Here is a 12,632-nt window from a genome sequence, read left to right as displayed (position 1 = left end):
CATGAGCCTAACTTTCCAAGGGTTCAATATAATCCACCAACAGCTGAACATCGCGATTGCCACGAAACTCATTAATGTCAAGTTTATAGACGAATCTTGCCTTTTTTACAGATAAATCAGGATAATAGCGTGTATCCACGTTAAAGGCGATAGCATCTAACAAAGGTCCGCCCAGTTTGGGTTCCACCATCATTTTTAAGTGTTTTTCGCCCACTAAGCGTTGTTGCAGAATTTTAAATTCGCCGTCGAACAAAGGTTCGGGGAATGCCTGTCCCCAAGGCCCGCCTTGACGCAAGGTTTCTGCCGTCGCCAAGTTTAACAAGTTCGCATTTAATTCGCCGTCAGTCCAAATGGTGCCTTGTAATTGGTCTTCCGCCAATAATTCGCTGACCGTCTGATTAAAAATCTGACGAAAATCGTCAAAGCGGCTTTCTTGAATACTCAATCCTGCCGCCATGGCATGCCCGCCAAACTTCAGGATCAAATCCGGATGCTGTGAATAAACCCGCTCCAACACATCGCGAATATGCAAACCAGGAATAGAACGTGCAGACCCTTTCAACATGCCTGCTTGCTCTTGAGCAAACGCAATCACCGGACGATGAAACTGTTCTTTAATGCGTGAGGCGAGAATCCCTAGCACGCCTTGGTGCCAATCCGATTGATATAACACGATAGCGTAGGGGATTTCTGTTTCAAGTGCGGTGGCATTTGCAAACAAATTTTGGCAGATCGTTAAAGCTTCTAACTTCATACCTTGCTCAATTTCTTTGCGCGCTTGATTTAACCCATCCAGCTCTAATGCCAACGCGCGAGCCGTTTCCATGTTTTCGGCTAACAAAAGCTCTACGCCCACGGACATATTATCCAGCCGTCCCGCCGCATTTAAACGTGGGCCAATGGAAAACCCTAAATCCGCCGCCACAAAACGGGTCACATCCCGCTTCGCCACTTCCGCTAAGGCACGAATGCCACAACGACAACGTTCAGCGCGAATGCGGGCAATGCCTTGATAGACTAAAATGCGGTTATTTTGATCCAATGGCACCACATCGGATACAGTGCCTAACGCCACCAAATCTAACAATTCCGTAAAATTCGGCTGATTTTTGGCATCAAATAGACCAACTTCGCGGAATTTTGCCCGCAAGGCAAGCATAAGATAAAAAGTAACGCCCACACCGGCCAAATTTTTCGACGGGAAACCGCAATGCGCCAAATTCGGATTCACAATGGCGTCGGCATTCGGCAGCGTTTCCGGTGGCAAGTGGTGATCGGTCACGATCACTTTCACCCCCTGCGCCTTTAAAAATGCCACGCCCTCATGAGAAGAAACACCGTTATCTACGGTCATTAACAACTCAACGCCTAAAGCCAAGGCCTCTTGTGCCACGGCAACACTTAATCCGTAACCTTGCTCGAAGCGGTTCGGCACTAAATAGGTGACATTGGCAAAGCCCAACTGACGTAGCGCAAGCACCGCCAATGCGGTACTGGTTGCGCCATCGGCATCGAAATCGCCTACAATAACGATTTTCTGTTGTTTTTGATAAGCTTCAAGAAGAAAGGTTACCGCGCTATCCATGCCCGACATAAGGTTCGGATGGTGCATGGCATTTAAAGTGCGGTCTAATTGGTTGGCGTTTTTAATGTGGCGCGAACGATAAAGACGATCCAACAAGGGATCGTCACAGAGTTTATCGCCAGCCGGCACATCGCGGCGTAAGATACGTTTTTGCACAAGGAAACCTAAGTTAACCTTCTAACTCGGCTAATAATTCACGTGGTTTTAAATAGCCGCCGATAATTTCCCCTTTTGAGGTAACAATGGTCGGTGTGCCATTCACGCCAAATTGAATGCCAAGATTATAGTGTTTTTTGACAATATTCGGTGTTTTCAATTCTTTTGGTAAATTGCCGTTTTCTGCTTCATTTAGCGCAAATGCCGGATCTTTCGCAGTGAAAATCGCTTCCATTTGGCTGGCAGTTTTGCTGTCTGTGCCACCGCGTGGGAAGGCAAGATAGCGAATGGTAATGCCTAAATCGTTATATTCTTTGATTTGTTGATGCAATAAATGGCAGTAATGGCAAGTGATGTCCATGAAAACGGTGACAACGTGTTTTTCATTTTTCGCCGGATAGACAATCATTTCACTTGTTAAGGCATTTAATTTGTCCATTAATACATTGTTGGAAATATTGCTAATGCCTTTATCACTCAACTTGTAAATATTACCTTGCAGTAAATAATCTCCGCCTTCTTCAGCATAAAAAACACCTTGATCACTAATCACAGTGCGTAATCCTTTAATCGGAGAGGATTGAATTTCAATGTCTTTTACCCCCAATTTTTCTAGCTTATTTTTTAGCGCAGCATCATCCGCCATAGCGCCGGCAGACATTGCCAAAAGGGAAAGTGCGGTTATTATTTTTTTCATTTTTTGTTCCTAAATTGTGAAATAGTGAAAAGAAGTGCAAATTATAAAAGTAATTGGCAGCTTATGCAAAAGCCCGATTCAATTTTCATGATGAATCCCCTTTCGCCCTACCAAATCTATGGAAAATCCCTTATAATCCTGCACTTAATTTAGTCTTTAAACACAGTTAATCATCATGTTTGAAATCAATCCGATCAAAAATAAAATCACCGATTTAACCGACCGCACTTCGGCGCTTCGGGGGTATCTTTGACTTCGACGCCAAAACCGAGCGTTTAGAAGAAGTCAACGCCGAATTGGAACAGCCTGATGTATGGAACGACGCAGATAAAGCGCAAGCTCTCGGCAAGGAGCGCGTTTCTTTAGAACAGGTGGTCAACACCATTAAAAACTTAGAGCAAGGTTTGGAAGATGTGGACGGCTTGTTGGAACTGGCCGTAGAAGCGGAAGACGAAGACACTTTCAACGAAGCCGTTGCCGAATTAGACGAACTGGAACAACAACTCGCCAAACTGGAATTTCGCCGCATGTTCAGCGGCGAACACGATGCCTGTGATTGCTATGTGGATTTACAAGCCGGCTCCGGCGGTACCGAAGCGCAAGACTGGACAGAAATGTTACTTCGCATGTATTTGCGCTGGGCGGAAAGCAAAGGATTCAAAACCGAATTAATGGAAGTCTCCGATGGCGATGTGGCCGGTGTTAAATCTGCTACCATTCGTGTTAGCGGCGAATATGCTTTCGGCTGGCTACGCACAGAAACCGGTATTCACCGTTTGGTGCGTAAAAGCCCGTTTGACTCCAATAACCGTCGTCATACCTCATTCAGTGCAGTTTTCGTCTATCCTGAAATTGACGATGATATTGATATCGAAATCAATCCTGCCGATTTGCGTATCGATGTGTATCGTGCCTCCGGTGCAGGTGGCCAGCACGTGAACAAAACCGAAAGTGCGGTGCGAATTACGCATATGCCAAGCGGCATTGTGGTGCAATGTCAGAACGATCGTTCCCAACACAAGAACAAAGATCAGGCAATGAAGCAACTGAAAGCGAAGTTGTACGAGCTGGAATTACAAAAGAAAAATGCCGACAAACAAGCCATGGAAGACAACAAATCCGACATCGGCTGGGGCAGCCAAATTCGTTCTTATGTGTTAGATGATTCTCGTATTAAAGATTTACGTACCGGTGTAGAAAACCGCAATACACAAGCCGTATTAGACGGTGATTTGGATCGGTTTATTGAAGCCAGTCTCAAGGCCGGACTCTAAAAGTGCGGTCGTTTTTAAACACGTTTTTTAAATTAAAGGTAAATAAAAATGTCAGAACAAGAAGTCAAAGAATTAGATTTAAACGGCGAAATGTTAGTACGTCGTGAAAAATTAGCCGCCCTGCGCGCAAAAGGTAATGCGTTCCCAAACCAATTCCGTCGTGACGCACTCGCTCAAGATTTACATGATAAATATGATGCGGAAGAAGGCGAAGCATTAAAAGAACAGCACGTTGAAGTTGCGGTTGCCGGTCGTATCATGACCCGTCGTGCTATGGGGAAAGCCACATTTATCACCATCCAAGATATGAGCGGCAAAATCCAGCTTTATGTCGCACGCGACAATCTACCTGAGGGCGTGTATGCCGATGATGTCGGTCACTGGGATTTAGGCGATATCGTGGGCGTAAAAGGATCATTATTCAAAACCAAAACCAACGAACTCACCGTTAAAGCTACCGAAGTACAATTGCTGACCAAAGCATTGCGTCCGTTACCGGATAAATTCCATGGCTTAACTGACCAAGAAGTACGTTATCGTCAACGTTACTTGGATTTAATTTCTAACGAAGAATCCCGCCGCACTTTTATCATTCGTTCAAAAGTGGTTGCAGGCATTCGTGACTACTTTATTTCCAAAGGCTTTATGGAAGTAGAAACTCCGATGTTACAAGTCATCCCAGGCGGCGCTTCAGCACGTCCTTTCGTAACACACCATAATGCATTAGACGTAGATATGTACTTGCGTATTGCCCCTGAGCTTTACTTAAAACGCTTGGTCGTCGGTGGCTTTGAACGTGTATTTGAATTAAACCGTAACTTCCGTAACGAAGGCGTTTCCGTTCGTCACAATCCGGAATTCACCATGCTTGAATACTACCAAGCCTATGCCGACTACCACGATTTAATGGATAACACCGAAGAATTGTTACGCAAACTTGCCATCGACATTTTAGGCACAACCATCGTGAAATACGGCGAATACGAATTCGACTTCGGCAAACCATTCGAGCGTATTACCTTACACGACGCTACCATTAAATATGGTGCAGACAAAGGTATCGTAAAAGAAGATTTATACGATATTGATCGCGCGAAAGCAGTTGCCGCACGTTTAGGTATCGAAGTACAAAAATCTTGGGGCTTAGGCAGCATTGTCAACGCCATTTTTGAAGAAGTGGCAGAGCATCATTTAATTCAACCAACTTTCTTAATGGCACACCCGGCAGAGATTTCTCCGTTAGCACGTCGTAATGATGAAAATCCGGAAGTCACCGATCGCTTTGAACTCTTTATCGGCGGACGCGAAATCGGTAACGGTTTCTCCGAGCTAAACGATGCGGAAGATCAAAATGAACGCTTTGATGCGCAAGTGGCGGCCAAAGAAGCCGGTGATGACGAAGCGATGTTTAAAGACGAAGATTTCGTTGTCGCCCTTGAACACGGTTTACCACCAACAGCCGGCGAAGGCTTAGGCATCGACCGTCTCGCCATGCTTTACGCCAACGCCCCATCCATCCGCGATGTGATTTTATTCCCGGCAATGCGTCAGAAATAATGGCATGAAGTAAAACGGAAAAATTAACGGATTTCGGTGTGATATCGAAATCCGTTTTTTTATGAGCATTAATTGATATTTATAATGGCAACTCGGTGGTGGATTTTACCGTTTTTAAGGCGACTTCAGATTTGAGGGTTTTGATGCCAATATTTTTAGTGAGATAGGTATTTTTGATGCTATTGAATTGATCTAAATCGGCAACGCACATTTTGAGTAAAAAATCGTAACTCCCTGCCATTAAGTGGCATTCCAAAACTTGCGGAATTAATTTTATCTCAAAAATGAACCGCTCTTTGAGTTCCGAATCTTCTTCAAAAAAAGTGCCTTGAACATAAACGATTAAATGACAATTGACTTTCTTGGGGTTTAATAACGCCACATAACTATCAATTACGCCATTTTCTTCAAGATGATTGACTCGGCGTAAACAAGCTGAATTTGATAGCCCGATTTCATTGGCAAGTTCATTATTTTGTAAGCGTCCGTTGCGTTGTAAAGCTTTTAAAATGCGCGTATCAATGTTATCGAATAATTTCTTCAACATAAAAAAATCCTTTTTTAGAAAAGAAACAGCGAGCGCATTATAACAAGGCCACCTATGAAAAACTGTGACATAGGTGGCCTTTATTAAAATTGATGTTAAACGCTATATAAGGAGACTTGAACAACCAGTAAGATTGCCCCGATGACCAATAAGCAACCAATCATCGGCATTACAAATTTCACCCATTTATTGAATGGAATATGTAACATTTGTAATGTTACCAACACCAAACCGGTCGGTGCCAAGAATAACATGGCGTATTGACCCCAGTTATAGGCAGAAACCACGATGTCACGCGGAATACCCACTGCGTCGGCAAGTGGTGCCATAATTGGCATGGAAAGCACTGCCAAACCGGAAGAAGATGGTACGATAAGACCTAAGAAGATGAAGACCACTAATTGACCAAGAATAAAGACGCTACCCGGCATACCGCTTACTAGGTTAGACATGTAGTCCAAAATGGTGTCGGAAATCATACCTTGTTCAAGCACTAAGTTTACACCACGTGCCAAACCGATAATCAAGGAGACACCCACCAATTCGGAAGCGCCTTCGGTGAAGGATTCCACGATATCTTTTTCTTTCAAGCCACTGATAAACATAATGATAATCGTGATGGACAAGAAAGAAGCAGCCATTTGTGGGAACCACCAACCGCCGGCCATTACCCCCCAAATCATCATTGGGAAAGCAATACAGAAGAGGATTAAGATCAGTTTTCTTCTTAGGGTAAATTCAAGCACGGTATTTGGGTCAAAGTTTTTCATATAACGATGATAAAACTCTTCTCTATCTTCATAAGTATAGGAAAAACTCGGATCCGCTTTGACTTTCTTACCATACCAATATAAGTAAGCAATCACGCAAGTTGCTCCTAATACAAGACCTAGCGCACGGAAACCAATCCCTTCGGTAAATTGAATACCGGCTGCATTAGACGCGATAACCACAGAGAATGGGTTAATTGTAGAAAACGCCGTTCCCATGGAGGAGGCCAAGAAAATTGCCCCAACACAGACAATAGCATCATAGCCCAGCGCTAAAAATACCGGCACCAAAATCGGGTAAAACGCAACGGCTTCTTCTTCGATACCACAAGTGGTACCGCCAAGCACCATTAATATGGAGACGCTAAACACAATCAAGAATTCGTTGCCTTTGGTGCGTCTGGCAAGTGCCATAAGCCCGGCATTAAACGATCCTGTTCGGTTAATCACACCGATCATACCGCCCAGTACAAAGATAAAGACCATGACATCTACTGCTTCAATAGTCCCTTCCACCATGCTGATAGGAATATCTTTGATGCCTTTATAATGTTGTGTGATCCGTTGATAGGTGCCAGGAATGGCAATCGGTTTTTTGATCACCCCTTCGGTGAAATTGGACAGTTTAATTTTAATATTAAGATTATTGAGAGTTTCTTCCGTTGCAGGGTAGGTTTTATCTTGTTCCCCATAGGTTTTAACCACAAAGACCTTGTCGGTCGTATTATAGGTCAACTTAGAATAGGAACCGGAGGGAATAACCCAGGTCAATCCCACGGCGAGAATTAAAATAAAGAATAAAATCGTGAACGCGGATGGGAAATTAAAGACCTTTTTTTTATTAGACGCTTCCATAGCAGACTCCTTGTCAATGACAGCGGCGGATCGGCATAATTATTTTTATTCATTATGCCGACCGCACTTTCTCCTTTGAACAGCTAAAATACTCAAAGCACTTTGATTATTATGAATAATAAGAAATTTCTTTCACTTTATTTGTGATGCGCGTACCGGCTTTACCTTTGACGATATCCACAATATCGGAAAGCGAACCGATGACGGCGTCTTTGCCGGTATTGCGTGCGAAATTCACGGCAGCCTGTACTTTCGGTCCCATAGAACCGGCAGCAAAGCCCATTTTTTCAATTTCATCCGGTGGTGCTAGTGCGATAGCTTTTTGCGTTGGTTTGCCCCAATCCACAAAGGTGGCAGACACATCTGTTGCAATGATGAATAAATCGGCGTCCAAATTTTCGGCTAATAGCGCTGAACACAAATCTTTATCGATAACGGCTTCTACACCACGTAGATTGTGTTGCTCATCGTAGTAAGTCGGAATACCGCCTCCCCCGGCACAAATTACGATGCTGCCTTTTTCTAACAACCATTTCACCGGTTTGATTTCAAAAATGCGTTTTGGCAACGGACTTGGCACCACGCGGCGATACTTGTCGCCGTCTTGTGCAATGCTCCAGTTTTTCTCTTTCGCCAAACGTTCTGCCTCTTCTTTGGAATAGACCGGGCCGATGGGTTTGGTCGGATTTTTAAAGGCTGGGTCGTTAATATCCACTTCCACTTGTGAAAGTAATGTGGCGAACGGCACTTCAAACGGCACGAGATTTCCTAATTCTTGTTGAATCATATAACCAATCATGCCTACGGATTCTGCGCCTAACACATCTAACGGATAGGTCGGCACGTCTTTATAAGCCGCCCCTTGCAGCGCCAATAAACCCACTTGCGGACCGTTACCATGTGCAATAACTAATTCATTGTTCGGATAAATCTTCGCAATTTGTTCACAAGCGGTACGCACGTTTAATCGCTGATTTTCCGCGGTGAGCGGCTCGCCGCGACGCAATAGGGCATTTCCGCCCAAGGCAATAACAATTCTCATACGCCACCTCTTAAATTAAGCTGGAATAAAGTACAGCTTTAATGGTGTGCATACGGTTTTCTGCTTGTTCGAATGCCACATTCATTGGCGATTCAAAAACATCTTCGGTGACTTCAATACCGTTTGCCAATTCAGGGTATTTTTCTGCAATTTGGCGACCCACTTTGGTTTCGCTGTTATGGAATGCCGGTAAGCAGTGCATGAATTTCACACGCGGATTGCCGGTGCGTTTCATCAATTCAGGAGTGACTTGATACGGTAATAATAATTTAATGCGTTCGCCCCAGGTTTCTAATGGTTCACCCATGGAAACCCATACGTCAGTGTGCACGAAATCAACGCCTTTCACGGCTTTATCAATATCATCGGTGACGGTAATGCGTGCGCCACTTTGTTTTGCAAATTTTTTGCACATGTCAACTAACTCTGCATCCGGTAATAGGGCTTTTGGTCCGCAAATACGGACATCCATACCCAATTTAGCACCGATTAATAACAAGGAGTTACCCATGTTGTTGCGCGCATCACCGATATACACATATTTGATTTCACTTAATGGTTTATCGCAATTTTCAATCATGGTTAACACGTCCGCCAACATTTGGGTTGGGTGGAACTCGTCGGTTAAACCATTGAACACCGGCACACCGGCATATTCTGCTAATTCATCCACAATTTCTTGTTTGAAACCACGATATTCAATGGCGTCGTACATTCTGCCTAATACGCGGGCAGTGTCTTTCATACTTTCTTTGTGGCCAATTTGAGAGGAGTTTGGATCGATGTAAGTGACTTGGGCGCCTTGGTCATAAGCCGCAACTTCGAAAGCGCAACGGGTACGGGTGGAGGTTTTTTCAAAAATTAGCGCAATATTTTTGCCTTTTAATTTTTGTTGTTCGGTACCGGCATATTTTGCTCTTTTTAAGTCTCGGGATAAATCTAATAAATATTTGATTTCACGTTCTGAGTGATTAACAAGACTTAATAAGTGTCTGTTTTTAAGATTGAAAGCCATAATAATCTCCTTGATTTTTGTTTATTGACTTCATCCGAATAGCCAAGCTATTCACAAACGATTTATTCGACATACAACTTACTTCCTTGCGAACGTCTTTATTGTAAAAGAAAGGCAAGTAAATATCGTTTCGAATTTCCGCTCGTAATGTAAAGATTTTGAACAAATTTCTAACAAAGGGCTTTTTATTGGTATAGAATTCGAACAAAAATTTTCTATGTGAAAAAATTTTAACCTCATCACCCAACATTAATCTCATCATGAACACTGTGCTTCTTTTTTTACGTCATAACGCCATTAAAGTGCGGTATGTTTTACACAAGAAATTACGTCAAACCTATCGAATCTCCCATAAAAGCATTGAATTTACCTGTTTACTGATCGGCGCCAGCTTGGTCTCGCTGTTTTCCCTTGGCTTTGCCAAACTTGCGGATTTGGGCTTGGAATGGAACGCCCATTGGACACAACAACATCCGATTGCCGTCTGGTTTATTTTGCCTGGCGGTTTGGCGCTCTTAACCTGGTTCGTCGCCAAATACACACCTTATGTCGGTGGCAGTGGCATTCCGCAAGTCATTGCCTCGCTTAGCCTGCCCCATCACGCCAATAAAAACCGTTTAGTCGCCTTTGGACAAACTCTATGGAAAATTCCACTTACGTTTTTAGCGATGCTTATCGGCGCCTCCGTAGGACGGGAAGGTCCTTCCGTGCAAGTCGGTGCAGCCGTGATGTTATGGTGGGGCAACTTGTGCCGAAAATACGGCGTGGCATTTAATGGATTGAGTGCTAATGAACTGATGGCAACCGGGGCGGCCGGAGGCCTTGCCGCTGCATTTAATGCGCCTTTAGCCGGCGTTATTTTTGCCATCGAGGAATTGGGACGTGGTGTGCTATTGCGTTGGGAACGGCGCGTATTGTTAGGCGTACTCGCTGCCGGTTTTATTCTGGTAGCGATTGAAGGCAACAACCCCTATTTCCCGACATATCAAGGTGTCACCGATATGCCTTATTTATGTTTATGGGTTTTAGTTTGTGGTGCGGTAAGTGGTGTCAGCGGGGGAATTTTCGGCCGTTTGTTAATCAAAGGCGCAGCCGGAACCTTCCCTTTCTGTCGCCATTGGATACGCAAGCACCCTATTTTCACCGCCATTATTTTAGGCCTAATTTTGACCGCACTTGGCGTTTACACCAACGGCCAAACTTACGGCACAGGTTACCAAGTCGTTACCCAAGCACTCGATGGCCAAGCGGTACAAAGCGACATTGGCATCATGAAACTGTTCGCCACAGTAGGCACATATTGGACGGGCATTGCCGGCGGTATTTTCACCCCTTCACTCACCATCGGGGCTGGGCTTGGCGTGCAAGTGGCTGCCTTTACTGACGGTTCAGTCGACCAGCGCTTGCTGGTGTTGTTATGTATGGCAGCATTTCTCGCGGGTGCGACTCAATCGCCGGTCACCGCCAGCGTTATCGTGATGGAAATGACCGGCTGCCAACCCGTATTGATTTGGCTATTGATTTGCTGCCTAATTTCCTCCATTATTTCACGCCAATTTAATCCGAAGCCGTTTTATCACATGGCGGCAGGGCGTTTCCGCCAGCGGATAAAAGAAGAAACGCAAAAAGACATGAAGGAAAACCCATAAAAATGTCCCAAAATCAACCGCACTTTTACCGCGGACGCTTTGCCGTCGCGCCCATGCTGGATTGGACAACGCGCCATTGCCGTTATTTCCACCGCCAATTTTCCCGTCACGCGTTGCTTTATACGGAAATGGTGACCACCCAAGCCATTATTCATGCCAAGTACGATCACCTTGATTTTGATACGGCAGAAAATCCGGTGGCGTTACAACTGGGCGGTAGCGATCCAAAACAACTTCAACATTGCGCTCAATTAGCGCAACAGCGTGGTTACCAAGAAATCAATCTGAACGTAGGTTGCCCATCCGATCGTGTACAAAACGGTATGTTCGGTGCGTGTTTAATGGCAAACGCGGAACTGGTTGCAGAGTGCGTGCAACAAATGCAAAGTGCGGTGCACATTCCCGTCACCGTAAAAACCCGCATCGGCATTGATGATTTTGACAGCTATGATTTTCTCTGTGATTTTGTCCAAAAAGTGTACCAAGCCGGCTGTCAAGAATTTATCGTGCATGCCCGTAAAGCGTGGTTATCCGGTTTAAGCCCGAAACAAAATCGTGAAATTCCGCCGCTGAATTACGAACGTGTGTATCAACTAAAACAGGATTTCCCCCATTTACTCATCAGCATCAACGGTGGCATTAAAACCCTTGAAGAAATGCAACAGCACTTGAAGTATGTGGATGGCGTCATGGTGGGACGGGAAGCCTACCAAAATCCCGCGTTGCTCGGCCATATCGACCACGCATTGTTTGACGCAAATGCCCCGATTATCACCCCACGCCAAGCGGTGGAAAACATGTTTCCATACATCGAACAGCAACTCAGCCAAGGTGTCTATCTCAATCATATCGTGCGCCACATGCTCGGCGCCTTCCAACACTGTAAAGGCGCACGCCAATGGCGTCGTTATTTAAGCGAAAACGCCTACAAAGAAGGCGCAGGCATTGACGTGGTAGAAACTGCATTAGGGTTTGTAGAAGAATAAAAGTGCGGTGGATTTGGGAAATGTTTTTTAACCCCACCGCACTTAAGCATAAAGCAGGCTGCCACGTTAATTCACCCAATAAGCCGCCACACCAATCACCAACGCAAAAATAAGCAACCAAACCAACTGCAATCGCGCGCTTTTGCGGTTCACTTCTTGATTGTGCAAACGGCGTTTTTCCAACATGGCTTTATAGCGTTCCAAATCTTCCGCCTGAAAAGAAAAGCCACAATTCGGGCAATGTGTTGCGCTCTCACTGATTTTTTTACGACATTCGGGGCATCGTTGTAACATAATTCACCTTTAATACATCTGTTTTTTGGTAATGTAACGATAATGGTAAAAAACACAAGAGGGATGAATGACCTCTTTTCAATGGAGTATGAACAAATTACGCCAATATCAATCTCATTATTACTGTTTTTTTATACAGACTTTTATTGGAAATCCCCCTTGTTTGAGCTAAACTAGCGACAATTTTTTTTTAATATATTGTCGC

11 protein-coding genes are annotated in these 12,632 nt (G+C 44.4%); 4 read left to right on the top strand and 7 right to left on the bottom strand.

All coding sequences use genetic code 11. The features are described from left to right. Positions 1 to 7: 7 nt before the first annotated feature. Positions 8 to 1,741 (bottom strand): single-stranded-DNA-specific exonuclease RecJ, encoded by a 1,734-nt coding sequence (gene recJ / locus QZ106_RS03000; protein ID WP_295974050.1) that lies wholly within the window; start codon positions 1,739 to 1,741, stop codon positions 8 to 10. 13 nt (positions 1,742 to 1,754) lie between these two features. Next, on the bottom strand, positions 1,755 to 2,438 hold the full coding sequence (dsbC, locus tag QZ106_RS02995) for a bifunctional protein-disulfide isomerase/oxidoreductase DsbC (protein WP_295974049.1): 684 nt from the start codon (positions 2,436 to 2,438) through the stop codon (positions 1,755 to 1,757). 175 nt (positions 2,439 to 2,613) lie between these two features. Between dsbC and prfB the strand changes: the two genes are divergently transcribed. Continuing rightward, positions 2,614 to 3,712, top strand: a protein-coding gene (prfB, locus tag QZ106_RS02990; RefSeq protein ID WP_295974045.1) for a peptide chain release factor 2 whose coding sequence is annotated in 2 segments (ribosomal slippage) — positions 2,614 to 2,688 and positions 2,690 to 3,712 — 1,098 coding nt in all. Because the reading frame shifts where the segments join, the coding sequence is not laid out codon by codon here. Positions 3,713 to 3,760: 48 nt separating this feature from the next. Beyond that, positions 3,761 to 5,269: a lysine--tRNA ligase gene (gene lysS / locus QZ106_RS02985; protein WP_295974042.1), complete on the top strand. Its 1,509-nt coding sequence runs from the start codon at positions 3,761 to 3,763 to the stop codon at positions 5,267 to 5,269. Positions 5,270 to 5,348: 79 nt separating this feature from the next. Here lysS and QZ106_RS02980 read toward each other — a convergent pair whose 3' ends face one another. From QZ106_RS02980 to QZ106_RS02965, 4 genes are all read right to left on the bottom strand, one after another. Beyond that, positions 5,349 to 5,816, bottom strand: a complete 468-nt coding sequence (locus QZ106_RS02980) for an Lrp/AsnC family transcriptional regulator (protein WP_295974040.1) — start codon at positions 5,814 to 5,816, stop codon at positions 5,349 to 5,351. 95 nt (positions 5,817 to 5,911) lie between these two features. Then, entirely contained in the window at positions 5,912 to 7,441 is a 1,530-nt protein-coding gene (locus tag QZ106_RS02975) for a YfcC family protein (RefSeq protein ID WP_295974037.1), read from the bottom strand. 109 nt (positions 7,442 to 7,550) lie between these two features. Beyond that, entirely contained in the window at positions 7,551 to 8,483 is a 933-nt protein-coding gene (arcC, locus tag QZ106_RS02970) for a carbamate kinase (RefSeq protein WP_295974034.1), read from the bottom strand. Positions 8,484 to 8,493: 10 nt separating this feature from the next. Beyond that, positions 8,494 to 9,498: an ornithine carbamoyltransferase gene (locus tag QZ106_RS02965; protein ID WP_295974031.1), complete on the bottom strand. Its 1,005-nt coding sequence runs from the start codon at positions 9,496 to 9,498 to the stop codon at positions 8,494 to 8,496. Positions 9,499 to 9,758: 260 nt separating this feature from the next. On the opposite strand from QZ106_RS02965, the gene QZ106_RS02960 reads away from it, so the two are divergent. Then, the gene (locus QZ106_RS02960; protein ID WP_295974028.1) at positions 9,759 to 11,147 is read left to right on the top strand and encodes a chloride channel protein; all 1,389 of its coding nucleotides are present in this window, start codon (positions 9,759 to 9,761) and stop codon (positions 11,145 to 11,147) included. Positions 11,148 to 11,149: 2 nt separating this feature from the next. Then, entirely contained in the window at positions 11,150 to 12,133 is a 984-nt protein-coding gene (gene dusA / locus QZ106_RS02955; protein WP_295974026.1) for a tRNA dihydrouridine(20/20a) synthase DusA, read from the top strand. A gap of 66 nt (positions 12,134 to 12,199) precedes the next feature. Here the strand turns inward: dusA and QZ106_RS02950 are convergent, their stop codons facing one another. Beyond that, positions 12,200 to 12,430, bottom strand: a complete 231-nt coding sequence (locus tag QZ106_RS02950) for a zinc ribbon domain-containing protein (protein ID WP_295974157.1) — start codon at positions 12,428 to 12,430, stop codon at positions 12,200 to 12,202. Positions 12,431 to 12,632 lie beyond the last annotated feature (202 nt).

The organism is uncultured Aggregatibacter sp. (genome assembly GCF_901873365.1).
Lineage (GTDB): Bacteria > Pseudomonadota > Gammaproteobacteria > Enterobacterales > Pasteurellaceae > Aggregatibacter.
The sequence above is the reverse complement of the archived record's forward strand: the minus strand, read 5'-3'. Positions and strand labels throughout refer to the sequence as shown.